Source organism: Paraburkholderia sp. J63 (assembly GCF_905220245.1).
Taxonomy (GTDB): Bacteria; Pseudomonadota; Gammaproteobacteria; order Burkholderiales; family Burkholderiaceae; genus Paraburkholderia.
In genome coordinates this window covers 52,035-78,908 of sequence record NZ_CAJMZF010000030.1, presented here as the reverse complement: position 1 = coordinate 78,908, position 26,874 = coordinate 52,035, and the positions used below count along the sequence as shown (strand labels likewise).

Sequence of the window (26,874 nt, the reverse complement as noted above, 5' to 3'; positions counted from 1 at the left end):
ATATGAAATCAGTGCACTCCACATTCTTGATAGCCGTATTATTTGCGATGTTTTTTACGCGAAGCTTTGCGACAGAGCCTACACAACAGCAACAGGCACCCCGGTATTCGATGCAATTCACACTGACATGTGCGAATGGTCCGTGCGCGCACGTCTACTACACAATTTGTTACCCGTCAGGAATATCCGCTATTGGTGAGACTGACGACAGGGGGCGCACGTCCCGCTACAAAACGCAGGAGCCCGAAAAGCTGAAAGTCATCATGGGCCATCGAGACGCGGGCGACTGTAGCAAGGGTGTCGATGACATGGGCCTACACGTTACAACAGAACAAAAGCGAATCAACTAGAGAGTAGACGCCCCGCTTCGGCGGGGCATTTTCATTCTAGCCCTAACGGTGCCTGTTCGCCCGATTCGTCGGGGTGTCCGAATAGCATGCCTTGCCGTGCGGCTTCGCTGATGCGCTCACAAGCATTTGCAAAGTGCACGGGGTCCAACTCGATGCCGACGAAGCGGCGCCCCGTCTGTATGCACGCCTTTGCGCCGACCGTGCCGCGCTGTTTCGACTCGCGCTCGCGCAGTTCCCAATCGCGCATCTGTTCCGCAAACGTCGCGCGCTGCGCGTCGAGCACGGCGCGCATTTCCTGAAACGCGTGGATGAACCGGAGTTTCATCGCAAGCGCCGCTGCGCCTGTAAAGCCCATGACGAGCAGCATGAAGCCTTCCTCGGTCATGAGGTAGAACAGACGCTTGCGTGCGCCGCCGTTCGGCCCGCGGACTTCGCCGTATGTCTCCTCAAAATTGAGGCGACATGTCTTGTCCGTCGATATCAACGCACGAACGTCGCGGATAACGTTGTCGTGCCGCTTGCCAAACATCTTCGCGACAATGCGCGAATCGGCCATTGGCCGCGCGTCGCGTACCGTCAGCAGGGGATCGGGCAGTGCAGGCAGGTCGATCATGATTTCGCTCCCTTGTGCTTTCCCGCCATGTGGCGCGCAAGATTCTGGAACGTACGATGGCAACATGGGAAAACGCCAGCGTGCACGCGCTCCTCGAGTCGTTTTTGTTTGGCGATGTGCTTCGCGCATTCGTCTGCGAGTTGCGTGTTCTTGCGGTTGGCCTGTTCGAGCAGGCCGCGCAATCGGCCAACCTCGTTCTCGGTGAAGTGCTGGCCGTGACCGCACGGGCAATAGAACGAACCACCATCGCGCTTGAGTCGTGCCTTCAGCGTCGAGGGCAGCGCGAACACGATGCCGCAGTTGCAGCATGTGAGCGTTTCGAGAACGAGCTCATGGCGTATGAGCGCTTGCGTCATGGTGTTGACTCCTCGGCCGGATTGACGGGTTGAGCCTCTACGAGCGCGACGCGCGCGATGCGGCCAATCGTGGGCAGTGATTTCGGATCTGCACTCGTCTCGGCCATGTCGGCGATCAGATGCAGCGCGTCACGCAGGCGCTCATTGTCGTGTGCGAGATGAAGGCGCAGCGCGAGTGCATGACGTGTCAGATGATGGTTCGTGTTCATGCTTCGATCAGTTCGAACGGGTCAAAGGAAAGATCGAGTGCGAGCGCAAGCTGTTGCGCCTGCAACGGCTCGATGGTGATTACGGCGCGCAGTGCGGAGCGCTCGGACCGGACGGTCGACTATCTGCTCGACAGGAAGGTGAAGCTGATCGGCGTAGACGCGGCCGGCGTGCAGAATCCCCGCAAGCACGCGGACGTCGACCAGCTCTGCGCCGACCAGGGCGTGTTCATCGTCGAGAACCTCAATAACGTGAAGCAGTTGCTCGGGCGCATGCCCGCGCCGTTCACGGTCTACACGGCGCCCGTGTCGAGGACGGACCTGACGGGCCTGCCCTGCCGCGTCATCGCCGAATTCGCCTGATCCTGCACCCCGTCCCGCGTGCCTCATGCCGGTCCTCCGATCGGTGCGGCGCGCGGTTCGCGTCATCAACGTCATCAAGCCCATGAAAGTCATCATTCTCGACACCCGCATCACGGCGACCGGCATCGCCGCGCTGACACTCGCCAAGCCGGACGGTAGCGCGCTCCCGCCCTTCACCGCTGGCGCGCACATCGACGTGCATCTGCCGGACGGGCTCGTCCGCCAGTATTCGCTCTGCAACAGCCCCGACGAGCGACAGGTCTACCGGCTCGGCGTGCTGCTCGAACCGACGTCGCGCGGCGGGTCGCGCGCGATGCACGCACTCGGCCAGGGCGCGACGCTCGAAATCGGCTGTCCGCGAAACCACTTCGGTCTCGCGGACAGCCAGGACCGCGCGGTGCTCGTGGCGGGCGGCATCGGCATCACGCCGCTCCTCAGCATGGCCGAGCACCTGCTGCGCACGGGCGTCCCGTTCGATCTGCACTACTGCGTGCGTTCGAGCGACCGGATCGCCTTTCCGGAGCGCCTCTCCGGCAGTGATCTCGCACCGCACGTACACATTCACGCCGACGCGCTGCCCGACACGCGTTTCGATCCGCTGCGCGATTTGCCGCCCGCCACGCCCAGCACGCATCTCTACGTGTGCGGGCCGCACGGTTTCATCGAACGGGTCCTCGGCGCAGCGACTGCGCGCGCATGGCTATCGCACAACCTGCACCGGGAATTCTTCGGCCAGTCGGAAAGCGCTGCGGCGAACGCGCCGTTCCGCATTCGCCTCGCGCGCAGCGGCGCGGTCGTCGAAGTCCGCGCCGACCAGACCGCCGCGCAGGCGCTCAAGGAGCATGGCGTCGAGCTGGAGACTTCGTGCGAGCAGGGGGTCTGCGGCAAGTGCCCGACGCGCGTGCTGGATGGCACGCCCGATCATCGCGACGTCTACCTGACCGATGCCGAGCGCGACAGCAACACGCTCTTCACGCCTTGCTGCTCGCGCGCGCTATCGCCGTTCCTGCTCGTGGATCGGTGACGCCATCGCGATCAATTTGTAGTCCGCAATAGCAAAAGCAGCATCCCCACAACCTCTAAATAATCTGACGTATACATTTTGTCCGGAACGGTTGAAGACCGCCATTTATCAGCGACCCCAAACATGTGTAAAGCACATGCATACGAAAATAAAATCTTCCTCAATCCGCCATTCCAGACGACTATCCCAGAACGCATATGTGCGCTAGCCCACAACGGTGGTTGACTCGCTGTGGGAAATCACCCATATTTTCGTCACCAGTAGCCGCGCACGGTCCAGCGCCGCCGCTCTCCTGCGCATGCAGATCGTGGGTCCCGCGAGGCGTTGCCGATCGCTTCGACGACGATTCTGAACATGCCGAAATGGCATCGCCATTACCGGTGGGGCATCAACATGTCCACTCAGATTACGCGTGACCAAAGTTCTCCCACGGTGTGCAAACGCTGTGGCGGTGTGCTCCACGATAACGTCAACGTCTGCCCTTACTGCGGTATGGATCATCCGCTCGACAAGGTTGTGCTGGGCACGCGTACGGCCCCCCCGCCGGGAGCCCGCGACCCCATGGCGCCGGACACGCCCTCGCCTGCGGCCGCGAAACTGTCGCCCGCCAGCATGCCTGCATCTGCACCTGGTCATCCGGCGGTCAAGCCCCAGTACCAGGCCGAGCCGCCCGGCTACGGTGCATCATCGTGGCTCACACCGCGATGGATTTTCACGAGAGGCTTGTTGCTCGCGGTGCTCGTGCTCGCCTTCGCGTTCGCGGTGCATCTGCTGGTCGGCGAATTCCGCCCGCCGGATAGCGCAGCCGACGAGCAGAGCGCACACACTTCGGGCGGTGCGATTTCTCACGATGCCGCTCAGGCAAGCCCTCAGCCAGGCCCCGCGGAGAACACCTCGCCCGACGCAAACGCGGCGCGCGACCCGCAGCTCGACAGTGCATTGCGAATCGCAGATCAATGTGCGGTCGACCATGTCTGGGGCTGCGTCCAGCAAAAGGCATCGGAAGCGCTCGCGATCGACCCGGGCAACCAGCACGCGCGAACGTTGATGGAGCGCGCCATTGTCGCCACGGCATGGACGCCGCTCAGTTCGCCGAATGCGTCGAACCGCGATGCGGGGAATGCGAACGCCGCGCCGTCCGCGGCGACTCCACCTGCTCCCGCCCGCACCGCCAGTGCGGCCAGCAGCAACAACGGCGTCGAAGCCGAGGAGCGGGCGATCGTGCAAAACGGCTGGAAACAACCCTCATCGGGAAATGCAGCACATTGAGCAGGACTCCATAACCTGGTGGATGTCTGCTCGCTAGCGGATTTCACGCGGGAGAAGACCATGATGAAAACGACCCTGGTGGCGTTGGCGGGCCTGTTTGCCCTGTTTTTCGCTACGTTCGCCGCCGGTGCTGGGGCAGACGCGCAAGCGCACTACAAGATCGTGACCGGCCCGGAGCGCGGCACGTACATCCAGATCGGCCAGGACCTGTCCAAATGGGTTGCGCAACCCGCCGGCATCGACCTCGAAGTGCTGCCCTCGAAAGGGTCGGCGGAAAACGTGCAGCGTATGCGCTTCGAAAGCGGCGTAAAACTCGCGCTCGTCCAGTCGGACGTCTATCAGGCCTACGTCGATATGGCCAACTCGGGCAACGAAGAGGCCGGCGAGACGATTCGTCCCTTGCGGCTCATCATGCCGCTTTATGACGAGGAAATTTATTTCGTCGTCCGTAACGACTCGCCGATGAAGGCGATCAACGAGATCAAGGATAAGGTGATCAGCGTGGGGCTGATCGGCAGCGGAACCGCGCAATCGGCAACCACGCTATACCGCCTCATGTTCGGCCAGCAGATTCCCGCGCAGAACGTCCAGAACCTCAGCAACGAAGACGCGCTGGCCGCGCTGATCGTGAAAAAGATCGACGTTGCGATCATCGTCGCCGGGCAACCCGCGAAGCTTTTTACCGATATGAATCCCGACTTGCTTCAGCAAATCCGCTTCCTGCACGTCGATCCGAACGCCCCGGAAACGGCGCGTGCGAGGCAAACCTACTTTCCCGCGACCATCCACACATCGAGCTATCCGAACTGGCTGAAAGAGGATGTGCCGACATGGACCGTCAAGGCCTTTCTCGTGACCTATGACTACAATCTGCGCGACACCGTTGGCAACCTGAAGCGATTTGCCGATTCGCTCTGCGAGAACTTCAGCAATCTGCAGAAGCAAGGTCACCCGAAATGGAAGCAGGTGAAGCTCGAACTACCGGGCCTCGGCAAAGGGTGGCAATACTATCGGCCCGTCGAGCAGCGCCTGAAGGCTTGTATCGCGCATCGCGCCGCCACGCAGGCGGCGATGCCGGAAAACCCCGCCGCCGCCCAGCAGAAGGTCACCGGCCGGCCATGCTCGGATCAGGAGCGTCTGCTATTGCTGTGTGGGAAGTAATGCCACGCGCCTGGGTCGCGATACGCGTGAGCAAGCGTGGTGCATTCATTGCTCGACCTGCCGGTTCCAGCGCGAATCCCACTGCGCGCGATGCGCGTTGATCACATCCCAGTCCACCACCGTCACCTTCTTTACAAGCTGATCGAGGTTGCCGAGACTTTTCTGCATGTCGGGCGGCATGGTGGCATTCCGGTTGGTGGGAATCTGCTTGCCGGCGGCTGCAGCCTTGCTCTGCGCGGGGGCCGAAAGCAGGAACTGCGCGAGTTTTTGCGCAAGCTGCGGGTCGGGATTGTTCTTCACGACGCACAGGTCGACGAGCAGCAGCACGGCACCCTCCTTCGGGTTCGCATAGGCCACGGGCAGGCCCTTGTCCTTCAGGTCGCCGACGGCCGTGGGCGTGAGCGGAAAGAGGCCTGCCTCGCCGGTCTGGATCATCTCGGAGAGCTTGGCCGAATTCGGAATATATTCGACGACGTTCGGGCCCACCGTGCTCGCCCATTTCGTGAAGCCCGGCTCCACGTTGTTCTCGCTGCCGCCCATCAACCGGTTGATGGCGAGAAAGCCGTGCAGACCGAAGGTGCTGCTCGACGCCGACTGGAACACCACCTTGCCCTTGTATTTCGGATTCGCGAAATCGAGCCACGAGGTGGGCGGCGCCCAGCCTTTCTCGGCGAACAGCTTCGTGTTGTAGCCAATGCCGGTCATGCCGAGCTGCACGCCCGCCCCCACGTCGTCCTTCATGCGCGCAAACGGATAGAGTTCCTTGAGCACCGGCGAGTCGTCGAGCTTCTCGCACACGCCCATGCTTACCGCGCGCGCCATCACGCCGTCGTCGAGAAAGGCCACGTGAATCTGCGGGCTGTTGCGGTTGGCGAGCAGTTTGGCGAGCACGTCGGAGGACGTCCCCGGCACGACCACGACCTTGACGTCGTTGGCCTTTTCGAAGTCGGGCAGGACGGCGCTCGTATAGGCCTTTTCCATCGGGCCGCCATTCATGCCGACATACAGCGTCTTCGTTTCCGACCAGGCGGAGGCAGACAGGCCGAAGGCGACGAGCGCGGCCAGCGAGGCAATAGTGCGTGTGAGTTTCATCGTAGGGACTCCTTTATTTGATGGGGAGAGCGGCATGAACGCAGGACTGGGTAAAGCGGCCGATGGCGAACGCTTCGATGGGCGTGCTCGTCGCGCCTTCGGTGACGAGTTCCGCGAGCACTTCGCCGACACCGGGCGCAAGCAAAAAACCGCCGCCGGAAAAACCGAACGCGTGCAAGAGGCGTGGCGTGGTATGGCTCGCGCCGATGATCGGATTGCTGTCCGGCGTTTCGCCTTCCACGCCGCTCCACGTGCGAATGAGGAGCGCGTTGCGCAGCCCGGGCAGCAGCGCGCAAGCGTCGCGCATGACCGCGCGCGTGGTGTCGGTCGAGGGCTGCGCGAATTCGCCGTCGCCGTGTCCGCGGCCGCCGCCGATCACGCAGTTGCCGCGCTCGACCTGGCGCGCGTAGACGCCGCCGCCATACACGCCCAGGCTGTGCTCGATGAAACGCGGCAGCGGCTCGGTCACCCACATGTTCGGATAGATCGGGTGCATGGGCACGGTTTCGCCAAATGCGCCCGCAATCGTGTTGGCCCAGGCGCCTGCTGAATTGATGAGCCAGTCGGCGCTGATCCGTTCGTCGCCCGCGCGCATCTGAAAGCGGCGACCGTCGAAGCTCAGGTCCGCAAGCGCGGTCTGCTCCTGCACGTGCGCGCCCGCGCGGCGCGCCGCCGCTGCGAAGCCGGGCGAGACGAGGCGCGGATTCGCGTGGCCGTCGCTCGCGCACAGCGACCCGCCGATCGCGGCCTTGCCGAGCCAGGGATAGCGACGGCGAAACGCCTCGCCGCTCATGACCTGCGATTGAACGCCGTATTCGCGCGCCATCGCGGCCCAGGCATGCAGCGCCTCGATGTCGCTGTCACGGCGCGCGAGCCGCAGGTGCCCCGAGACGACCAGTTCCCCGTCGATGCCAATCAGCTCGGGCAAGCGGCTCCATACGCGCCGGGCCCGCACGGCCAGCGGCAACTGTTCCGCGGGCCGGCCCTGGGTGCGCACGCCGCCGTAGTTCACGCCGCTCGCCTGAGCGCCGCAAAAGCGCCGCTCGAACAGGCCGACACTCACGCCCTTGCGCGCAAGCGCCAGCGCCGTCGATGCGCCAACGAGGCCGCCGCCCGCGATCACAACCTGAAAGTGGCGCGTGTCACTCATCGTGGGCTTCCTCTTCGACGATCCTCACGCCGTCCTCGAACAGCAGCGGCGAAATCGGAATCGGCTTGACGGGCGCCTGGCTGCGCAGACGGCCCACCTCGTGCAAGGGCTTGCCGGTTTCCGCGCTCAGCAGCGCCATCGCCGATTCGCCGCACATGCGCCCTTGGCAACGCCCCATGCCAATGCGGGTGAGCGCCTTCAGGCGATTGACTTCGGTTGCAAGGCCGCTGCGGATGCAACTGCGCAACGTGCCCGCGCTGACTTCCTCGCAGCGGCACACGGTCAGGTCGTCTGGCCAGTGGGCGGCGCACTGGGCCGGCGGCGCGAACGCTTGCTCGATGCCTGCGCGAAACCGCGCGATGCGCTTGAGGCGTTTGTCGATCGTCGCGGCATCGGGCGCAGGCGCGCAATGAGCCGTTTGGGCTGAATGAGTCGAACGCGCATCACGCCCCGGCAGCGCGACGCCGAGGTCTTCGAGCACCGCGAGCGCCGCGCGGCGGCCCGCGAGTTCGGCGGCATCGGCGCCTGCAATGCTCGCGCCGTCGCCCGCCAGATAGACGCCCTTGACCGAACTGCGGCCCGCCGCGTCGCGTTCGGGCAGCCAGCAGCGGTTGAGCGCGTCGAAGGCGAAGCTACAGCCCGCGAGATCGGCGAGTTGCGTTTCCGGCCGCAAGCCGTAGCCCAGGCCCACGGCATCGCACGCGAGCGTCTGCTTGGCGCCATCGGCCGATTGCCAGCGTATGGCCTGCACGGCCGGCGCGCCTTCGATGCCCGTCAGCGACACGCCGCGCTCGATGCGCACGCCGTGCGTCCTGAGCCACGCGACGTAATAAACCCCCTTGGCGAAGGTTCCCGGCTGATTGAGCAGCTTCGGCGTCGCGGCGGCCTGGCGCGCGAACGGGCTCGTGTCCAGCACCGCCGCCACCTGCGCGCCTGCTTTGGCGTACTGATAAGCGACGAGATAGAGCAGCGGCCCGGTGCCCGCGAGCACGGTGCGCTGACCGATTGCGCAGCCCTGCGCCTTCAGCGCGACCTGCGCGCCGCCGAGTGTATAGACGCCGGGCAGCGTCCATCCGGGCAGCGGCACGACGCGATCGGTCGCGCCGCTCGCGATGATCAGATTCGACCACGGCACGCTCGCCTCGCGGCCCTCGTGCAAGACGTCGAGCCGTCCGGGCTCGCACGACCACGCGAGCGTATCGGGCCGGTAGTCGATCTGCGGGAGAACGTGCGCCATGGCTTCGTGAACCGCGTCGGCCTTCTTCGCCTCGAAGCCGTAGAGCGCGGCCTTGGTGCGCGCGAAGCTCGCGCCCACGGCGGGCTGGCGATAGATCTGGCCGCCCCAGCGCGCGTTTTCGTCGATCACCGTGGGGCGCAGCCCCGCGGCCACGAGCGTCTGCGCGGCGCGGATGCCGGCCGGCCCCGCGCCCACGATGACGATGCGAGGAGGCATCGTGCTCATTGCGCCCCTCCCCCGGTATATTCTGCACTGCGATTGAACTGCGTCCGCACGCGCATGCCCTCGCGCAGCGGCGTCGAGCAGGCGCGCAGCCGCGTGCCGTCCTCGCTTTGAACCCAGCAGTCCTGGCACGCGCCGATCAGGCAAAAGCCGGCGCGCGGCTCGCCGCTGAATTCGCTGCAGCGCAGGTGCCGCTGCTGGGTGAGGATCGCGGTGAGAAGCGTATCGCCCGCGAGCGCCTCGACCTCGACGCCATCGAGAACGAAGGCAATGCGCTCGCGTGCGGTTTCGGCAACGCGGACGAACTGGGCATGGGAAAACGGCGTGACGGTGCTCATGAGAGATCGGCGGACTGGCCGCGCTTGTCGGGGCAAATGTCGGGAGAATGGCGGGCGGCGTTCAGTGCTGCCCGATCAGGATGCGGTTGAGCCCATAGACGCGATCGAGCAGCAGCATCGCGCCGGCCGTGATGAAAATGACGAGCGCCGAAACGGATGCCATCATCGGATCGATCGATTCGGTCGCGTACATATACATGCGCACGGGCAGCGTGACGGTCTGCGGCGACGTCACGAAGATCGACATCGTTAGTTCATCGAAACTGTTGATGAACGCGAGCAACCATCCGCCCGTGATGCCGGGCACGATCATCGGCAGCGTGATGCGGCGGAAGGTGGTCCATGCGTTCGCGCCGAGCGACGAGGCCGCGTGCTCGATGCTGCGGTCGAGGCCGCTCACCGAAGCCAGCACGAGCCGCATCACGAACGGCGTGATGATGATTATGTGCGCAAGAATCAGCCACGCGAACGAACCGGTCGCGCCGATCAACGCGAAGAAGCGCAGCAACGCGATGCCGAGCACGAGCCCCGGAATCACGAGCGGGGAAAGCAGCAGCGCGTTCAGGAACCCGCGCCCCGGAAAGCGCGCGCGGCCAATCGCGAGCGCCGCGGGCAGCGCAATGACGAGCGAGAGCGTGGCCGATGCGAAGGCAAGCTTGAGGCTGTTGAAGAACGCGCTGATGAAGTCCGGGTAATCGAGAATCGCCCGGAACCAGCGCAGCGAAAAGCCGTGCGTGGGCAGCGTCAAGGTCTCGTCGGGCGTGAAGGCCACGAGAATGACGATGACGAGCGGCGCCAGCACGAACAGGATGACGAGACTATGAAACGTAAGAGCGAGCGGTCCGTTTTTGCGCATGATGAATGACCTGACGAATTCCGGGTTCCGTGCGATGCCGATGACAGTGGACGCGTCAGCCCATGCTGCGGGCGTAGCGGCGTTCGAGCACGCGGTAGTAGGTGAGCATGATCACGAGATTGGCGACGAGCAGCAGCACCGCGATCGTGGCGCCGAGCGGCCAGTTCATCGAGTTCAGGAACTGGTCGTAGACGGCGGTGGCGGCCACCTTCAGGCGCCGCCCGCCGAGCAGGCCCGGAATCGCAAACGCGCTGGCCGAGAGGCCGAATACCATGAGGCTGCCCGAGAGCACGCCCGGCATCAGTTGCGGCAGCACGATGCGGCGCAGCGTGGTGAAAGGCGACGCCATCAGCGAGAGCGCGGCGTTCCCGGTTTGCGGATCGAGCCGCTGCAGCGCGGTCCAGACCGGAATCACCATGAACGGCAGCATTACATGCACGAGCGCGATGACGATCGCGAAGATCGTGTATTCGAGCTTGAATGGCCCCGCGCCGAACAGGCCGAAGAACTGGTTCACGAGGCCGTTCATGTTGAGCAGCATGCTCCAGCCGAACGCGCGCACCACCACCGAAACGAGCAGCGGCGCGAGGATCGCGAGCAGGAAGAGCGAGCGCCACGGGTCGCGCATGCGCGAGAGGATATAGGCCTCGGGCGTACCGATCACCACGCACAGCAGCGTCGTGAGCGCCGCGATGCCGAAGGTGCGCAGGAAGATCGTGTGGAAGTATGACGAGCCGAGCACCTCTATGTAGTTGTGCAGATCGAATGCGGCGATCGGGCCGCTCATTGGATCGAAGCGGTAGAAGGTGAGCGCGAAGGTCATCGCGAGCGGCGCGAGCACGAGCGCGGCGAACAGCAGCAGCGCGGGCGCGCTCATGAGCCACAACGGCAGATAAGCGCGCCAACTGGCGCGCGCCGTGGTGCGCGGCGCGTGTTGCGGGGTGGGCTGTGAAGTTGGGAGCGTACTAGACACGGGCGGCTCCCGGCTGGATGAAGCGGATCGCTTCGCTGTGCCAGTCGATGCCCACCTGGTCCCCTTCGGCAAGCGGCTCCTTGCCTTCGTTCTGGCAGCACACGAGCATCTCGCCGGCGCGGCTCTCAAGACGGTAGAGCCACTGGCTGCCGAGGAAGAAGCGGCTCGTCACGCGACCCGCAAGACGCCCCGAGCCGCTGGCGCACAACCTGAGCTTTTCGGGGCGGATGCACAGCGTGATCGCGTCGCCCACGCCCACCGCGCGGCCGCGCTCGGGCAGTTGCGCCATCGAACCCGTTTCCGCGAGGTCGTTGCCGAGATCGACGCGTATCGTGTCGCCCTCGCGCGCGACGATGCGGCCCGCCAGCATGTTGGCCTTGCCGATGAACTGCGAGACGAAATCGTTCTCGGGACGCTCGTAAGCACGATAAGGCGTGTCGACCTGGGTGATGCGGCCGTTTTCCATCACCACCACGCGGTCGCTGATCGATAGCGCCTCGGATTGGTCGTGCGTGACCATGAGCGTGGTCGTACCGATCTTGCGCTGAATGGCGCGCAACTCGAACTGCATGTCTTCGCGCAGCTTGGCGTCGAGATTCGACATCGGCTCGTCGAGCAACAGCACGGGAGGGGCGATCACAATGGCGCGCGCAATGGCCACGCGCTGGCGCTGGCCGCCCGAAAGTTCGCGTGGAAAGCGGTGCGCGTAGGCGTCGAGGCGCACGAGCGCAAGCGCCTCGCGAATGCGTTGCTTGCGCTCGGCCTTGCCGACGCCGCGCATCTCCAGACCGAAGCTCACATTCTGCTCGACGCTCATGTGCGGGAAAAGCGCATAGCTCTGGAACACAATGCCAAGACCGCGCTGGTTCGGCGGCATGTGCGTGATATCGCGGCCGTCGAGCGCGATGCGCCCGCGCGTGGTTTCCACGAAGCCGGCGATCATCTGGAGCGTCGTGGTTTTGCCACAGCCCGAGGGACCGAGCAGCGAGACGAACTCGCCCTTTTCCACCGACAGGTTGATGCCGGTGACCGCCTGCAAGTCGCCGAACGATTTCGAAACATCGGTCAAGGTGAGGAACGACATGGTCTGGTCTTCCAGTGCATTGAGTGCCCGGGGGCGCGAACACCCCCCGAAGCGATTGCCTTGCGTTGCATGGAGCCGACTCTAGCCAGCCAAATATTTGACCGTCAATTTCAAATTCCATTAAACGATAGAAATATCGTAACTATTCCGCTTAATGGAATTGGATCATGACATCACGGTCAAGTTATTCCATCGGGCAACACTCGGGAAATCCCTGAATATTGGCGTTCAAGCGAGTTGCCGTATGCTGGACTACCGATCGAGGCGGTGCATCGATTCGTATAAGCATTCGCCAGATATTCCACTCAATGGAATAAATAGAGGTAAACGTGTCAGCAACGGAAGAGAAAAACGCAACCCAGGGCGACGACGCACGCGGCGCGGGTGTATTGCAACGCGCATTCGCGCTGATCCGGGCGCTGGGCGAGAGCGAGGCGCAAGGCAGCCGCGTGACGGCGCTGGCGAAAGCCGTGGGCCTCACCCAGGCCACGGTGCATCGCCTGCTGCAAGGACTGATTGCCGAGGGCGTGGTCGAGCAGGACGAAGGCACGAAGCGCTACCGTCTGAGCGTGGAGTTCTTCGCGATGGCGGCGCAGGCCGGCAACCCGAGCGGCATGCGCACGCTATGCCGCCCCGCGCTGCTGCGCTTGTGCGCGAGTCTCGGCGACACGATCTTCCTGCTCGTGAAGAGCAGTTTCGACGCGGTATGCCTCGACATGTGCGAAGGGCCGTTTCCGATCCGCTCGTTCACGGGCGACATCGGCGGGCGCGTGGCACTGGGCGTGGGCCAGGGGAGTCTTGCGATTCTCGCGTTCCAGCCCGAGGCGGAACGCGAGGAGATCATCCGTTTCAACGTGCCGCGCCTGCGCAGCTATGGCGTGCTCGACGAAGTGTATCTGCGCACGGAAATCGAGCGTGTGCGCAAGCTCGGTTACGCTGGGCGCAACACCGGCGTGCTGGAGGGCATGGCGGGCGTGGCCGTGCCGATTTTCGATCGCAACGGCCGCGCGGTCGGGGCGCTGAGTGTCGGCACGCTGGCCGCGCGCTTGACCGAGGACCGGTTGCCCACTGTCGTCGAATTGCTCAAGCGGCAGGCGGAGATCATCGGGCCGCAGACCAATCCGTTCGATGTGGCGGTGCGCCGCCCCATGCACGGGCTCACGCGCGCGATGGAGACGCAGCCGTTAGCGTAGGTGCAGCCGGGTACTCATTGCGCCATCTTGCCCCGTTGCATTAGCCACATGATTGCGCACCCGGGGTTCGCCCCTGTACCCTGACATTGTCCAGACCAACGACAAGGAGAAGGACCATGATCAAGTCCAAGCTACGCCGAATGATCACGAGGGAACGGCGAACGACGATGGACAGCCGGCGCCTCGATCGCGAAGCTTCCGAACAACGTCAACCTGACGAGCCGGCGGCGCCGGAGCCGCGATCGGATGTACCGCGATTTGGCGAGCGTCCGTCGCGCCACTGAGCGCCGCCCAAAACGACCTCGCGATTCCCGCCCCTCGCGGCCCGAGGGAGCCAACCAAAGAGGCAGGATAATGTCACGGCACCGCCCCACCCTGCGTCGCATCCCCAAGGCGCCGATGTCGGCGAAGCGCCGTTGGCTCGTCTTCATGGGGGCGATCGTGCTGCTGGCCTTGTCGGGCTGGGCGCTAGCGCTCATTCTCGAACCTGCCTTCCAGCATACGATCGTGATGACGTCCGGGGCGGACGGCGGAATCTATCGAAGCTTTGCGGACCGTTACGCCCCGATTCTCAAACAGGAAGGCATTAAACTCGATATTCGCAGTTCCTCGGGGTCGGTCGAAAACTATCAGCGGTTGACGGATCCGCGCAGCGAATACGACGTCGGATTCATCCAGTCCGGCACGACCCGTCCAAAGGAAACGGACCAACTCAAAACGATTGCCGCAGTCTCGTACGAACCAATCTGGGTGTTCTATCGTGGCGACACCACCATCGACCGGCTGGCGCAACTACGTGGCAAGAAGATCTCCATCGGCGTGCCGGGCAGCGGCTTGCTTAACGTCGCCCAGGTTCTGCTCGCATATAGCGGCGTCTCGTCTGCAAATACGACCCTGATGCAGATGGACGCGTCCCAGGCGTACCGGAATCTCGAAACAGGACAACTTGATGCGGCATTCTTCATTGGCCGCCCCGATGCCGAGATGCAAAAAACGCTGCTGAACAGCGACCTGAAGCTGATGAGCTTCGTTCAGGCCGACGCCCTGGTGCAAAAGTTTCCGTCGCTCTCCAAGATTGTCTTTCCGCGTGCGTCCACCAGCATTGCCAGCGACCGCCCGAATACCGACGTGACACTGCTCGCCGCCACAGCGTTACTCGTCGCCAAGGACAGGCTGCATCCTGCTTTCGTCTACCTGCTGCTTGACGCAGCAAGGACCGTACATGGCCGCGAAGATTACTTCACGCCGCTCGGGATGTTTCCCAATCTGAATACCGACGAGTTTCCCCTCTCCAGTGAAAGCATCCGCTATTTCAAATCGGGGCGCCCATTTCTGCAACGCTACCTTCCATTCTGGCTCGCTAGCTTTATCGAGCGACGTCTGCTCATCCTGGTCCCCTTCGCAGCGCTGCTGATAGGCCTGCTTCAGGCGTTACCCCGCGTGATTGAGGCGCGAATGAAAAGCGGGCTTGTCACCTGGTACCGTGAAATCAAGTTGCTGGAAGACGAAATAGCGAAGACCCGGGATCCGGGCATCGAGCAGATCGGGCAATGGGGAAGCGAAATCGAACGAATCGACACGCACGTTAGTGAAATACGGATGCCTAAGCGCTATCTCCCCAATATTTACGCGCTCAAACAGGCAATTCACCTCGTAAGGGACCGTATTTCCCAGCTCGCGACGCAGAAAAAAAGCCTCGGCACCTGATCCGTCTGCGGGCAACCGCGCCCACTCCCTATTGCCTTCCGCGATTCGATAAAGAAATTAAGTTAGCACTCGCTTTATTGTCCTTGTCATATACATACCAGTTCGCCGGGCAATGACAGCTAACTAACGACAAGACCGAAAACACGACTCGATGTCCACCGCATTCGCTCACACAGTCGAAGCGAGTTTTGCGACGCTCACGCCCACGGCCAAGCGCATTGCCAGTTATATGCTCGCGAATCTGGAGCGCCTCGGCCTGGAAACGGCGGACCAGATCGCGCAACAGACGGGCACGAGCGGCATTTCGGTCGGGCGCTTTCTGCGCAGCGTCGGCTATCGCAATCTCGACGACCTGAAGCGCGAATTGCGCGGTGCACAAACCCGGCCATGGTTCATCACAGATCGCCTCGACGCATGGCGTAGCGAGCGCCTCGACGGCTACGCGAACGGCGGCGAAAACACGAGCGACACGGCTCTCGTGCGCTCGCTCGATCTCGAGATCGACGCGATCCGCCATGTGTACCAGCTTGCACTGGGCGACACATTTGCCCGCGTCGCGCAGCGCATTGCCACTGCGGACGCCGTCTTTATTCTCGGCATTCAGCCGACGCGCGGCATTTCGAATGCATTCCACAGCTACCTCGAATATCTGCGGCCACGCGTGTTCTTTTCCGACGGCATGTCTGGCTCCTATGTGGAGTCGCTGAATTCGGAGTTCGCGTCACCGTATCTGATCGTTACCGACACGCGTGCCTGGTCGCGCATCGCGCGCCGCTATTGCGAGGCGGCGGCACGGCGCGAATTGCCGTTCGCGCTCGTCACCGATCTCTATTGCCCCTGGGCGCGCGACTTCGCCTGCGATCTGCTGCAAGTGAAAACCGATGTCGGTCAGTTCCGGGATTCGCTTGCGCCGCTCACTTGCCTGTTCAACCTGCTGATTACGTCGATTGTCGAACGGCTCGGCCCGACCATCGACAAACGTGTCGCGCGCAACCGCGAGTTGCAGCGCGAACTCGATCAACTCGATCTTTGACCATCATGCCCGATACACCGCACCTCATTCACATCACACCGGAAACGCACGGCGTCGAACTCGACCTCGTGTATGCGACCGATCGCAACTTCACTGGCAAGGTGATCTACAAGGGAGCGTATGCCCTGCTGCTCGCGCCTGCTGAAGCCAGATTGCGCAAAGCCGTCGAACTGGCTGAAAGCGCCGGCATGAAGCTGCGCATTTTCGATGCGTACCGTCCGCCGCAAGCACAAAAAGTGCTGTGGGATTTTCTGCCCGATCCTGCGTATGTCGCAGAACTTGGCCGAGGCTCGAACCATAGCCGGGGTACGGCGCTCGATCTCACCCTGATCGACAGCAACGGTGAAGCGCTCGACATGGGCACGGGCTTCGATGAAATGATCAAGGCGTCCGAGCACTTCCATCACGGCTTGCCGCAGCATGTGCAGCGCAATCGCCTGCTGCTGCTCGGCATCATGCATGCGGCAGGATTCACGCATATTCCAGGCGAATGGTGGCATTACGAAATTCCGGGCTCACGCTCGCTGCCCGTTATTGACAATAGCGAAAGTGGCCCCCTGAAATTGATGTAATCGCGTTCTGGTTCTTTGCTGTCCGCTTACGGGTTTCTCACCGCTTACCCTCTCGATACGGAGCGAGTATGAATCTGGTTCTGCGCAATGCGCTGGCGGCAGTCGCGGTCGTGTCCGCACTGACGCTTACGATGACGACAACAAGCACTGCATTTGCGGCGACGCCGAAAGACATGCTGGTGATCGCCACCACGCTCGACGAATTCTCGACGCTCGATCCCGCCGAAGTCTATGAGCTCGTGCCGGAAGAATATATCGCGAATACTTATGACCGACTGGTGCGCGTCGATCTGAAAGACCCGGCAAAATTCAATGGCGATGTCGCGCAATCGTGGACGGTCAGCCCCGATGGACTCACGTTCACGTTCAAGATACGCCCCGGTCTCAAGTTCCACTCGGGCAATCCGCTAACAGCCGATGATGTCGCGTGGTCGATCCAGCGCTGCGTGCTGCTCGATAAAGGCGCGGCGGCGGTATTGCAAGGCATTGGCCTGACCAAAGACAACGCGCTAAAAAACGTCAAGAAGATCGACGACTCGACCGTCAGCATTACGACCGACCAAAAATACTCGCCCACGTTCGTGCTGAACGTGCTGGGTGCGTGGCCCGCGTCGGTGGTCGACAAGCAGCTCCTGATGTCGCATCAGAAGGGTAACGATTTCGGCAACGATTGGCTGCGCACGAACGAAGCGGGCTCGGGCGCGTACAAGCTCGTCAAATGGACCGCGAACGACAGCATCATCCTGCAGAAATACGACGGCTACCGGTTGCCGCTCGCGATGAAACGCATCGTGATGCGCCATGTGCCGGAAGCCTCGAGCCAGCGCCTGCTGCTTGAAAACGGCGACGCGGATGTCGCGCGCAATCTGAGCCCCGACGATCTCGCCGCATTGACCAAGGCCAACAAGGTGCAGGTGATGTCGGTACCGCAAGCGACCTTGCTCTATCTCGGCCTGAACGTGAAGAACCCGAATCTCGCGAAGCCGGAAGTGCAGGAAGCCATGAAATGGCTGATCGACTATGACGGCATTCAGAAGAACGTGACGAAGAGCACGTTCAAGGTTCATCAAACGTTCCTGCCCGAAGGCTTTTTGGGCGCGTTGAATGACAATCCGTATCACCAGGACGTTGCCAAAGCCAAGGCGCTGCTCGCCAAAGCGGGCTTGCCCAATGGCTTCAACGTGACGATGGATGTGCGCAGCGCTTACCCGTACAACGAAATTGCGCAGGCCGTACAGGCGAATCTCGCGCAAGGCGGCATCAAGGTCGAGATCATTCCGGGCGACAACAAGCAGACGCTCGCGAAGTATCGTGCACGTCAGCACGATATCTACATCGGCGAATGGTCGGCGGATTACATCGACCCGCACAGCAATGCGCAGGGCTACGCATGGAATCCGGACAACTCCGACAAGTCTGCGTACAAGATGCTCGCGTGGCGCAATTCCTGGGACATTCCCGATCTGACGAAACAGACCAATGCGGCGCTCGCCGAATCGTCGCCAACAAAGCGCGCGCAACTCTATCAGACGATGCAGAAGGAAATGCTCGCCAGGTCGCCGTTCGTCATCATGTTCCAGCAGGTGTCGCAAGTGGCGATGCGGCCGGGTGTGTCGGGCCTCGAAGTCGGTCCGATCAACGATCTCGTGTCGTATGTGCATGTGAAGAAGCAGTAAGCGCGCGAGACATGTCAACAACGATCACTCCCATCGACCAGCTACGCGCTGCGTCCGCGCGCAGCGCGACCGTGCGCTGGACGTTGCGCGTGCTGCGCTGGGCGCTCACGCTCGCCGTCACGTTCACGGGCTTGCTGGCCGTGACCTTCGTGATCGGCCGCAAGGTGCCGATCGATCCCGTGCTCGCGATACTCGGCGATCGCGCGTCGGCGAGCGCTTATGCGGCCGCGCGCATTCAGCTTGGGCTCGACAAGCCGCTTGCCGAGCAGTTTTTCATCTACGTGCGCGCGGTGCTGCACGGCGATCTGGGCGTATCGCTGCTGACGGCGAATCCCGTGCTCGACGACATCAAGCGCGTCTTCCCGGCCACCCTGGAACTCGCCACATTGTCGACGATCATCGGCGTTTTGGTCGGCGTGCCGCTCGGCGTGATCGCCGCGACACGGCACAACCGCTGGATCGATCACGTCGCGCGTTTCATCGGCCTGATCGGCAGTTCAGTGCCCGTATTCTGGCTCGGCCTGATGGGGCTGCTGTTGTTCTATGCGAAGCTGCATTGGGTGTCGGGACCGGGAAGAATCGACCCCGTGTACGATGGCATGGTCGATACGCACACGGGTAGCCTGTTGATCGATTCGCTGATCGCGGGGGAATGGGAGGTATTTTTCAATGCGCTGTCACATATCGCGCTGCCCGCTGCGATATTGGGCTACTACTCGGTTGCTTATCTGAGCCGGATGACGCGCTCGTTCATGCTCGACCAGTTGAACCAGGAGTACATCACGACGGCACGCGCAAAAGGCTTGTCCGAGCGGCGGGTCGTATGGGTGCACGCATTCGGCAATATCGCGGTGCCGCTGCTGACGGTGATCGCACTGTCGTACAGCTTTTTGCTCGAAGGCTCGGTGCTCACCGAAATCGTATTCGCGTGGCCGGGCATCGGTTCGTACCTGACGGGCGCGCTGCTCAACGCCGACATGAATGCCGTGCTCGGCAGTACGCTCGTGATCGGCATGACGTTCATTGCGTTGAACCTGCTGACGGATGCGCTCTATCGCGTGTTCGATCCGCGCGCCCGCTGATGCAACGGAGATTTGCAACGTGCGTCCCCCTGTTGAAACTTCAACGCAGGACTTGCCGATGAACGCGCCTCGCGCAACGTGGAAAGCCTGGCTGCTGACCGATACGCCCGCGTCGCGCAGGCAGGCGGCGCTCGGTCTTGCGTATCGGCGCTGGCGGCGTTTCTCGGGTAATCCGCTATCGGTGTTCGGTCTGTCGATCCTCGTCGTGCTCGTGATCGTCGCCGTCATCGGTCCGTGGATCGCGCCGCATGATCCGCTCCAGCAGGTGCTGTCCGACCGCTTACTGCCGCCCGGTTCGGCCTCTCATTGGCTTGGCACCGACCAGCTCGGACGCGATATTCTTTCGCGCATCATTTACGGCTCGCGCCTGACGCTGTCGATTGCGATCCTCGTTGTCGTGGTCGTCGTGCCGATCGGCTTGATGATCGGCACGACGGCGGGCTTCTTCGGCGGCTGGGTCGATAACGTGCTGATGCGCGTGACCGATATCGCGCTGGCGTTCCCGAAGATCGTGCTCGCACTCGCATTCGCCGCGGCATTGGGGCCGGGTGTGTTCAATGCGGTGATCGCTATTTCGATTACCGCGTGGCCCGCGTATGCGCGTCTTGCACGCGCCGAAACGTTGCGGCTCGTGCAAGCCGATTTCATCCACGTCGCGCGGCTGCAAGGCGCGTCGAACCTGCGCATTCTGCTGCGCTATATCGTGCCGCTGTGTTCGTCTTCGGTGATCGTTCGCGCGACGCTCGATATGGCAGGCATCATTCTGACTGTTGCGGGCCTTGGGTTTCTGGGACTCGGCGCGCAACCGCCCAGTCCCGAATGGGGCTTCATGGTCGCGTCGGGCCGCAACGTGCTGCTCGACGCGTGGTGGGTGGCGACGATACCGGGCTTCGCGATTCTGCTCGTGAGTCTCGCCTTCAATCTGCTCGGCGACGGCTTGCGCGACGTGTTCGATCCCCGCCATGGAGACTGACATGGACTCGAACGAAACGCGCTCGCCGCTCTGTGAGATCGACGATCTGCGCATCGCATTTCGCACGCACGACGGCGCGCTGAATGAAGCCGTGCGCGGTCTCTCGCTGACGCTGAATAAAGGCGAGCGGCTCGGCATCGTCGGTGAATCGGGTTCGGGCAAGTCGCTGACGGGCCGCGCGCTGCTCGGACTACTGCCGCCTGCCGCGCATTGCACGGCGAAAACGTTGCGCTTCGACGGAAATGATCTGCTGAACATGCGCGCCGACCGGCGCCGCCGTCTATGCGGTCAGCAAATGGGCATGATCCTGCAAGATCCGAAGTACTCGCTGAATCCGGTGATGACGGTCGCGCAGCAAATGCGCGAGGCGTTCGCACTGCATGATCCGAAGCTCAACCGGCGTGCGATGCGCGAGAAGATCGTCGCGGCCCTCGAAGCGGTGCATATCCGCAACCCCGAGCGCGTCGCGGATTCATACCCGCATGAGCTTTCCGGCGGCATGGGACAGCGCGTGATGATCGCGATGATGGTATCGACGGGACCACGCCTGCTGATCGCCGATGAGCCGACCAGTGCGCTCGACGTGCTCGTATCGATGCAGGTGCTCGCCGTACTCGACGAGATGATCGCCAGGCACGATACCGGCCTCATTTTTATCAGCCATGACTTGCCGCTCGTGATGTCGTTCTGCGATCGGGTGGTGGTGATGTATGCGGGGCGTGTCGTCGAAACCTGCGCGGCGCGCGATCTCGTGCATGCGCAACATCCTTATACGCGCGGGTTGCTTGCCGCGAATCCGCCGCTTGCCAATCCGCCTGCCGAATTGCCCGTTCTGTCGCGCGATCCTGCATGGCTCGACGGCACGCAAGGAGCGTCCGCATGATCGACGTCGATGCGTTGACCGTGCGCTTCAAGACGGCCACGGGCGCGGTCGATGCCGTCCGCGATGCGAGCTTTCATGTCGCGCAAGGCGAGGTGTTCGGGCTCGTTGGTGAGTCGGGTTCCGGCAAGTCGACCATTCTTCGTGCGTTGAGCGGATTGACGCCCATCGCGCAAGGCACGGTGCGCATTGCGCAGCAAGGTGGTGTCGCGCAAAAGCGCGCTGTGCAAATGGTGTTTCAGGACCCATATGGTTCGCTGCATCCGCGCTTCACTGTCGATCAGACATTGCGCGAACCGTTGCGTATCAACGGCATCGGCCAGCATGAAGAACGTATCGTCAATGCGCTGCGTGAAGTCGGGCTCAATGCGTCGTTTCGATTTCGCTATCCGCATCAGTTATCGGGCGGGCAGCGGCAACGCGTGGCGATTGCGCGCGCGCTGATCGTCGAGCCGCGTGTGTTGCTGCTCGACGAGCCTACGTCGGCGCTCGATGTCTCCGTGCAAGCCGAGATATTGAACCTGCTAAAGCGCCTGCATCGCGAGCGTAATCTGACGATGATTCTCGTCACCCACAATCTCGCTGTCGTGAGCTTTCTGTGCTCGCGTGTTGCGATCATGCGCAATGGCGAGATCGTCGAAGAACTCGCTGTGGAGAAAATCAGGGCGCAGCAGGTCGATAACGAGTATTCACGCAGCCTGTTGCTCGCGACGAATGGTTATCAGCGCAAGGCTGTCGATGTGTTGGGTATCGACACGGCTCGTTAAGGCAGCTAAGCGGCCACCGAAGGTTTATCAGCCACGGGCGCGGCGTGCATGCCAGGACGAGCGCATCCAGATCGACGGCAGCGACCACCGCTGGTTCGAGGACCGGGCAGGCCTGCACGCTGCTGGTGTACGTGGCCGATGCGACGAGCCGTCTGATGCACCTGCATTTCACGGCCACGGAATCGACCCTCAGCTATTTCGAAGCGACGCGCGCGTACATCGAGCGTCACGGCAGGCCGGGGGGCGACGGGCCGCAAAAGGGCTCGTCGGCCGCCGGCGCTCGCACACCGCCGGTTGCAACGGAGTGACTTGCGCGAACATCAATGCGCTTGCGTCCGTGCCCGTGCAGCAGCAGCCGGGAGGTCCGGCCATGCGGGCTGCCCCGGCGCATAGCGCGCCCGAATATAGCCTGCAAGTTCGGCCATCTGCCGATCGTCAAAGCTATCCTTGAAGCCGGGCATGTACCCGAGTCCGTCGGTCGCCGGCTGATCGATGCCGTGCATCAGCACGCGCAGCAGATTGTCCGGGCTCGCCTGGTTCACGCTCGTGTTCAGGCCCATGAGCGGACGCACGCCAAAATGGCCGACGCCGCCCGATTCCGCATGACACACCGCGCAAGCCGTTTCGAACATGCGGCGACCGTTCTGGAAACCGCTTGCGGTGAGCGCGTCCGCATTCGCACCCGTCACGCGCTGCGCCGCTGCCTGAGCGGCCGTTGCGGCGTCCACGGGCGGAGAGAGCGACGCGATGTAATGCGCGATCGCTCGCACGTCCGACTCGGGCAGGCTCGCGAGCCCGGCTACGACGGGCGCCATCGGACCCGCGGCCACGCCGTGCTCGGGCGAAAAGCCCGTGCGCAGATACGTGAAGAGCGCGTCCTCGGTCCACGGCACTGGCGCGCCTGCCGCGGTGCTTCGTGCGGCGCCATGCGCGGCGACCAGTGCAGGGGCGTCCCAGCCTTCGGCGCTGCCGCCCGAGAGATACGCAAAGCCGCCCTTCTCCGCGCCCAGCGCGTTGCGCGGCGTGTGGCACGCGCCGCAATGGCCGGCGCCATCGACGAGATATTTGCCGCGATTCCATAACGCCGACTTTTGCGGGTCGGGGCGATATTGCGCGTCGTCGTGAAAGAGCCAGTTCCAGCCTGCCACGAGGCGGCGCTGGTTCATCGGAAACGGCAACTGCGTTTGCGGCACGGCGTGGCTCACGGCCGGCTGCGACATGAGCCACGCGTAAAGCGCCATCATGTCGGCGTCGCTCATGCGCGCGAACGCTGTGTAGGGAAAGGCGGGATAGAGATGGCGGCCATCGCGCGCAATGCCCTTGCGCATCGCGCGCGCGAAGGCCTCGTAGGTCCACGCGCCAATGCCGGTCTCGCGATCGGGCGTGATGTTCGTGGACCAGACCGTGCCGAAGGGCGTCTCCAGTGCGAAGCCGCCCGCGTTCGTCACGCCTCCCGGCGCGGTGTGGCACACGGCGCAATCGCCCGCGGCCGCGATCTGGCGGCCGCGCTCGAGCGTCGCCGCGCTCCACATCGAAGCGTCGGGGCCCGCGCCCGCGGGCAGCGGCGCGATGGGCGCGGGGCCGGGCAGCAGCGAGCAGGCAAGGCCGATCAAGCCTCCCGCGATACCGCCTATGCCGCCGCCCGCGAGCCAGCGCTTCCAGCGTGACGGCCTGCGCGTTGCGGCGGGCGCCTGCAGCACAACTGCGGGGCCGGCTTGTGCAAGCGCGCGCCGAATCGTCTCGGGATCGAAGGGTGGCGCCCGAAAGCGTACGCCGGTGGCGTCGAAGAGCGCATTGGCGATCGCGGCCGCGGCGGGTGCGGCGGCGGGATCGACAGGCTTTTCGTCTCGCCCCGAATCTGCCGTTGATCTGGACTCCAGATCGTATTCCGCATCGACGAGATCATGTGAGACCGATGCACGATCGCCCGAACCTGTCTCATCGTGGCTCGCGCGCGCGGCGATGCGCTTCGCCCCGGTCGCGCGTGCGACCGCCTCCTCGATCTGCCACGCAGGCAAGCCGATCAGCGAGGTGGCCCCCGGCGTTCCCGCGCCCTGCCCCGCCACCACGCGCCGCACGGCGATGTCGCCAGTCGCGCGGTTGACTTCGAGATCGACCACCCAGGCGGACCAGCTCGCGGGCCGGCCTTCGGCGCCCGGCTGCACGGGTTTCTGCACAGGTTTTTGTACGTAGTCGAGCAACGGCGCGCTGTCGCCGGCCTCGCCATCGAATGCAAAGCCGCGTCCGCGCGACCATGTCGATATGGACTCCGAATCGGATAGCGGCGCAGCGCCCCACGCAGCGCGCTCGCTCACCATGCGGATCACCTCACGCGCACCCGCATCGCGCGCGGCGTCGAGATGATCGAGCCGCAGCGCAACGGGGTCGCGGCGCGCCTCGTGCGCGATCTCGTCGACAAAGGATTCGCGCGCGAATGCGTGCGCGGCACCGGGAATCGCGCGGGCGGGATCCTCGACGGCAAGACTCGCCTGCGCGTGACGATAGATGAGCAGCGGCGCCGCATCGCGCTGCGAGGCGTCCAGCGCCGCAGCATCGAATGCGTCGGACGCGTCGTCGGCCACGCGCGCGCGGTAGTGCCACTTCGTCATCGTCCCATCCGCCGCAACGCTGGCAACAACCGCGAGTTGCGCCTCGGCGTTCAGGCCAATGGCCGGCCATGCGTACTGGGCGCGCCGTTGCATGAGCGCATCGTCTGCACGTGGCGCACACGCGGCGCTCGGCACGCGGCTTGCCTGCGCACGCAATGCCTGCGGGTCGTGCTCGCTCATCAATTGCCCTGTTCCTGCTGCAAATACCGCGCTGCGCGTTGCACCGCGCGCACGATTTCCAGGTGTGTGCCGCAGCGGCACAGGTTAAAGCGCAGCGCATCGCGGATCGTCTCTTCATCCGGCAACGGATTGCTGGCGAGCAACGCCACTGCGCTCATGATCATGCCGTTCAGACAATAGCCGCATTGCGCGGCCTGCTCGTCGATGAACGCGCGCTGCACCGGATGCGGTGCCTCGAGCGTGCCAAGACCCTCCAGCGTGGTCACTTCACGCGAGCACGCCACGGCTGCCGGCACGACACACGAGCGTGTCGGCTGACCGTCGACGAGCACCGTGCAAGCGCCGCACTGCCCGAGCCCGCAGCCATATTTGGGGCCGTTGAGCTCGCAATCGTTGCGCAGGATATAGAGCAGCGGTGTGTCGGGCGTGGCGCCCGCGAGGGTGCGCAAGGCACCGTTCACGCTGAGCGTGAGCGGCGCTGCGGGAGAACCGGTTCGCAACATGGACTGACTTGAAATTAGGGTAAGCACAAACGGCGTGCCCTGGCTGGGCAGCGCTTCGCGGGGCGGCGCACCGCGTGCAGACCGCACGCGCGGCACGCCGCCCAGGAACTTATAACCCGCCGAAATTCGGCGCGCGCTCAGCTTTGCGCGGCCGCCGCCTCCGCTGCGGCCCCAGTTTCAACTTGTGCGCGTGCGCTTTGCGGCGCAACGAGCGGCACGTTGAATACGTCGTAGCCGAACACCCAGGCCGGGTCTTCGTTCGTGCGCAACCACGTGTTGTTGTGCGAAACGAGCTGCACCTTCGATGCGCGCGCCGCACGGTTCGCCTCGTACAACGCGAACGCGCCCGTGTAATCGGTGGTGCCGACCTCGTCGAAGCAGCGCGTGAGCATGGCGGCATCCTCGATCGCCATGGCCGCGCCCTGCGCCATATGGGGCTTCATCGGATGGCAGGCGTCGCCGAGCAGAACGAGGCGGCCACGGCTCCACAGCGGCAGCGGGTCGCGTTCGAGCAACGGCCACTTGCTGATGGACGGCGAAACGTCGATCAGGTTCAGCACGTCCGGGTGATAGCCCTCGAACGCTTCGCGCATCTCCTCGCGGCTGCTTTCCATCACCGAGACACCCTCGGGCCATTCGGCCTGCGGCACCCCCGTGACGTAGTAATACTCGTCGCGCCGCTCGGTCACGTAGTAGACCATCATGTGGCGGTCCTGCGACCACCATTTCACGCACATGTCGTACGGGCGGTTGCCGAGCAGCGATGCCGGAAACACCGCGCGATGCGCGACGTAGCCGGTGTAGCGCGGCGGTTCCGCGCCAAGCAGATGCTCGCGGATTTTCGAGTTCACGCCGTCCGCGCCAATCACGATATCGGCCGTTTCCGCGCTGCCGTCCGCGAAGGTGAGACGCACTTCGCTGCCGGTGTCCTCCACAGTCTTCAGGCACTTGCCGAACGAAATGGTGCCGGGCGCGACCGCGTCGGTCATCAGCTTGTGGAAGTCGCCGCGATGCACGGTCAGGTAGCTCGCGCCATAGGTCTTGAGCACGTAGTCGCCCAGCGGAATCTGCGCGATCGCCTCGGCCGTCTTCGAGTCGCGGCTGTACCAGTAGTCGGGATGCGAGCCCATGGTGTTGAGCGCGTCCTCGCAGCCCATGCGCCGCATGATCTTCATGACGTTGGGCCCGAGGTGGATGCCCGCGCCGAGGCGCGAAAACGCGGGGGCCTGCTCGTAGAGGCGCACGTCGTGGCCGCGCCGCTGCATGAGGGCGGCGGCCGCCACACCGCCAAGGCCGGCGCCGATGATGGCGATACGGGGTTTGCTCATAAGTTCTCCAGGGGGTGCGCCCGTGCCGCGCATCGCGCCGCCGGGCCGGTTGAGTGGATTCGATACAGGGTTAAATA

General features: G+C 63.6%; 27 protein-coding genes and 1 pseudogene. 15 read left to right on the top strand and 13 right to left on the bottom strand.

The genetic code is table 11. The features are described from left to right. Positions 1 to 381: 381 nt before the first annotated feature. The 3 genes from U5775_RS26835 to U5775_RS26825 are packed head-to-tail and all read right to left on the bottom strand — an operon-like array spanning position 382 to position 1,528. Complete coding sequence (locus U5775_RS26835; RefSeq protein WP_322061136.1) at positions 382 to 963, bottom strand: Rha family transcriptional regulator; 582 nt, start codon at positions 961 to 963, stop codon at positions 382 to 384. Next, the gene (locus tag U5775_RS26830) at positions 960 to 1,319 is read right to left on the bottom strand and encodes a hypothetical protein (RefSeq protein WP_322061135.1); all 360 of its coding nucleotides are present in this window, start codon (positions 1,317 to 1,319) and stop codon (positions 960 to 962) included. Before U5775_RS26830 ends, U5775_RS26835 begins: the two co-directional genes overlap by 4 nt. After that, positions 1,316 to 1,528 (bottom strand): hypothetical protein, encoded by a 213-nt coding sequence (locus tag U5775_RS26825; protein ID WP_322061134.1) that lies wholly within the window; start codon positions 1,526 to 1,528, stop codon positions 1,316 to 1,318. The genes U5775_RS26830 and U5775_RS26825 overlap by 4 nt, the downstream gene beginning before the upstream one ends. 72 nt (positions 1,529 to 1,600) lie before the next feature. On the opposite strand from U5775_RS26825, the gene U5775_RS26820 reads away from it, so the two are divergent. The 4 genes from U5775_RS26820 to U5775_RS26805 all read left to right on the top strand — a co-directional run bounded on the left by U5775_RS26820 (position 1,601) and on the right by U5775_RS26805 (position 5,342). Beyond that, positions 1,601 to 1,888: a hypothetical protein gene (locus U5775_RS26820; RefSeq protein ID WP_322061133.1), complete on the top strand. Its 288-nt coding sequence runs from the start codon at positions 1,601 to 1,603 to the stop codon at positions 1,886 to 1,888. 82 nt (positions 1,889 to 1,970) lie between these two features. Then, complete coding sequence (locus U5775_RS26815) at positions 1,971 to 2,912, top strand: PDR/VanB family oxidoreductase (RefSeq protein WP_415913660.1); 942 nt, start codon at positions 1,971 to 1,973, stop codon at positions 2,910 to 2,912. 324 nt (positions 2,913 to 3,236) lie between these two features. Further along, a complete protein-coding gene (locus U5775_RS26810) occupies positions 3,237 to 4,181 on the top strand; it encodes a hypothetical protein (RefSeq protein ID WP_322061131.1) in 945 nt (314 codons plus the stop codon). A gap of 60 nt (positions 4,182 to 4,241) precedes the next feature. Further along, the gene (locus tag U5775_RS26805) at positions 4,242 to 5,342 is read left to right on the top strand and encodes a TAXI family TRAP transporter solute-binding subunit (protein WP_322061130.1); all 1,101 of its coding nucleotides are present in this window, start codon (positions 4,242 to 4,244) and stop codon (positions 5,340 to 5,342) included. A 45-nt stretch (positions 5,343 to 5,387) separates the two neighbouring features. Here U5775_RS26805 and U5775_RS26800 read toward each other — a convergent pair whose 3' ends face one another. From U5775_RS26800 to U5775_RS26770, 7 genes are all read right to left on the bottom strand, one after another. Next, entirely contained in the window at positions 5,388 to 6,434 is a 1,047-nt protein-coding gene (locus U5775_RS26800; RefSeq protein ID WP_322061129.1) for an ABC transporter substrate-binding protein, read from the bottom strand. A 13-nt stretch (positions 6,435 to 6,447) separates the two neighbouring features. Continuing rightward, entirely contained in the window at positions 6,448 to 7,584 is a 1,137-nt protein-coding gene (locus U5775_RS26795) for an FAD-binding oxidoreductase (RefSeq protein ID WP_322061128.1), read from the bottom strand. Next, complete coding sequence (locus U5775_RS26790) at positions 7,577 to 9,046, bottom strand: FAD/NAD(P)-binding oxidoreductase (protein WP_322061127.1); 1,470 nt, start codon at positions 9,044 to 9,046, stop codon at positions 7,577 to 7,579. The genes U5775_RS26795 and U5775_RS26790 overlap by 8 nt, the downstream gene beginning before the upstream one ends. Continuing rightward, a complete protein-coding gene (locus U5775_RS26785) occupies positions 9,043 to 9,381 on the bottom strand; it encodes a (2Fe-2S)-binding protein (RefSeq protein WP_322061126.1) in 339 nt (112 codons plus the stop codon). The genes U5775_RS26790 and U5775_RS26785 overlap by 4 nt, the downstream gene beginning before the upstream one ends. A gap of 61 nt (positions 9,382 to 9,442) precedes the next feature. Next, positions 9,443 to 10,237, bottom strand: a complete 795-nt coding sequence (locus U5775_RS26780) for an ABC transporter permease (protein WP_322061125.1) — start codon at positions 10,235 to 10,237, stop codon at positions 9,443 to 9,445. A 55-nt stretch (positions 10,238 to 10,292) separates the two neighbouring features. Beyond that, positions 10,293 to 11,114 (bottom strand): ABC transporter permease, encoded by an 822-nt coding sequence (locus tag U5775_RS26775; RefSeq protein ID WP_322061157.1) that lies wholly within the window; start codon positions 11,112 to 11,114, stop codon positions 10,293 to 10,295. Between the two features lie 88 nt (positions 11,115 to 11,202). After that, a complete protein-coding gene (locus U5775_RS26770; RefSeq protein WP_322061124.1) occupies positions 11,203 to 12,294 on the bottom strand; it encodes an ABC transporter ATP-binding protein in 1,092 nt (363 codons plus the stop codon). A 329-nt stretch (positions 12,295 to 12,623) separates the two neighbouring features. Between U5775_RS26770 and U5775_RS26765 the strand changes: the two genes are divergently transcribed. The 11 genes and pseudogenes from U5775_RS26765 to U5775_RS26715 all read left to right on the top strand — a co-directional run. After that, on the top strand, positions 12,624 to 13,487 hold the full coding sequence (locus tag U5775_RS26765; RefSeq protein WP_322061123.1) for an IclR family transcriptional regulator: 864 nt from the start codon (positions 12,624 to 12,626) through the stop codon (positions 13,485 to 13,487). A gap of 116 nt (positions 13,488 to 13,603) precedes the next feature. After that, the gene (locus U5775_RS26760; protein WP_322061122.1) at positions 13,604 to 13,771 is read left to right on the top strand and encodes a hypothetical protein; all 168 of its coding nucleotides are present in this window, start codon (positions 13,604 to 13,606) and stop codon (positions 13,769 to 13,771) included. 70 nt (positions 13,772 to 13,841) lie between these two features. Further along, on the top strand, positions 13,842 to 15,194 hold the full coding sequence (locus tag U5775_RS26755; RefSeq protein ID WP_322061121.1) for a TAXI family TRAP transporter solute-binding subunit: 1,353 nt from the start codon (positions 13,842 to 13,844) through the stop codon (positions 15,192 to 15,194). A 151-nt stretch (positions 15,195 to 15,345) separates the two neighbouring features. After that, positions 15,346 to 16,227, top strand: coding sequence for a sap1 transcriptional regulator SapR (gene sapR, locus U5775_RS26750; protein ID WP_322061120.1), 882 nt, complete (start codon positions 15,346 to 15,348; stop codon positions 16,225 to 16,227). A gap of 5 nt (positions 16,228 to 16,232) precedes the next feature. Continuing rightward, positions 16,233 to 16,799: a D-alanyl-D-alanine dipeptidase gene (gene ddpX, locus U5775_RS26745; RefSeq protein WP_322061119.1), complete on the top strand. Its 567-nt coding sequence runs from the start codon at positions 16,233 to 16,235 to the stop codon at positions 16,797 to 16,799. 68 nt (positions 16,800 to 16,867) lie between these two features. Continuing rightward, positions 16,868 to 18,475, top strand: coding sequence for an ABC transporter substrate-binding protein (locus U5775_RS26740; protein WP_322061118.1), 1,608 nt, complete (start codon positions 16,868 to 16,870; stop codon positions 18,473 to 18,475). Between the two features lie 11 nt (positions 18,476 to 18,486). Then, entirely contained in the window at positions 18,487 to 19,557 is a 1,071-nt protein-coding gene (locus tag U5775_RS26735; RefSeq protein ID WP_322061117.1) for an ABC transporter permease, read from the top strand. A 58-nt stretch (positions 19,558 to 19,615) separates the two neighbouring features. Then, on the top strand, positions 19,616 to 20,530 hold the full coding sequence (gene nikC, locus U5775_RS26730; protein ID WP_322061116.1) for a nickel transporter permease: 915 nt from the start codon (positions 19,616 to 19,618) through the stop codon (positions 20,528 to 20,530). Position 20,531: 1 nt separating this feature from the next. Beyond that, complete coding sequence (locus U5775_RS26725) at positions 20,532 to 21,413, top strand: ABC transporter ATP-binding protein (protein WP_322061115.1); 882 nt, start codon at positions 20,532 to 20,534, stop codon at positions 21,411 to 21,413. After that, a complete protein-coding gene (locus U5775_RS26720; protein WP_322061114.1) occupies positions 21,410 to 22,177 on the top strand; it encodes an ABC transporter ATP-binding protein in 768 nt (255 codons plus the stop codon). The genes U5775_RS26725 and U5775_RS26720 overlap by 4 nt, the downstream gene beginning before the upstream one ends. Continuing rightward, positions 22,119 to 22,416 (top strand): annotated as a pseudogene (locus tag U5775_RS26715) (ISNCY family transposase); the annotation flags it as partial. The gene U5775_RS26720 and the pseudogene U5775_RS26715, both read left to right, overlap by 59 nt. A gap of 81 nt (positions 22,417 to 22,497) precedes the next feature. Here the strand turns inward: U5775_RS26715 and U5775_RS26710 are convergent. From U5775_RS26710 to U5775_RS26700, 3 genes are all read right to left on the bottom strand, one after another. Next, a complete protein-coding gene (locus U5775_RS26710; RefSeq protein WP_415913659.1) occupies positions 22,498 to 24,879 on the bottom strand; it encodes a c-type cytochrome in 2,382 nt (793 codons plus the stop codon). Positions 24,880 to 24,965: 86 nt separating this feature from the next. Next, the gene (locus U5775_RS26705) at positions 24,966 to 25,469 is read right to left on the bottom strand and encodes a (2Fe-2S)-binding protein (protein ID WP_322061112.1); all 504 of its coding nucleotides are present in this window, start codon (positions 25,467 to 25,469) and stop codon (positions 24,966 to 24,968) included. Positions 25,470 to 25,606: 137 nt separating this feature from the next. Then, positions 25,607 to 26,797 (bottom strand): FAD-dependent monooxygenase, encoded by a 1,191-nt coding sequence (locus tag U5775_RS26700; RefSeq protein ID WP_322061111.1) that lies wholly within the window; start codon positions 26,795 to 26,797, stop codon positions 25,607 to 25,609. Between the last annotated feature and the right edge of the window lie 77 nt (positions 26,798 to 26,874).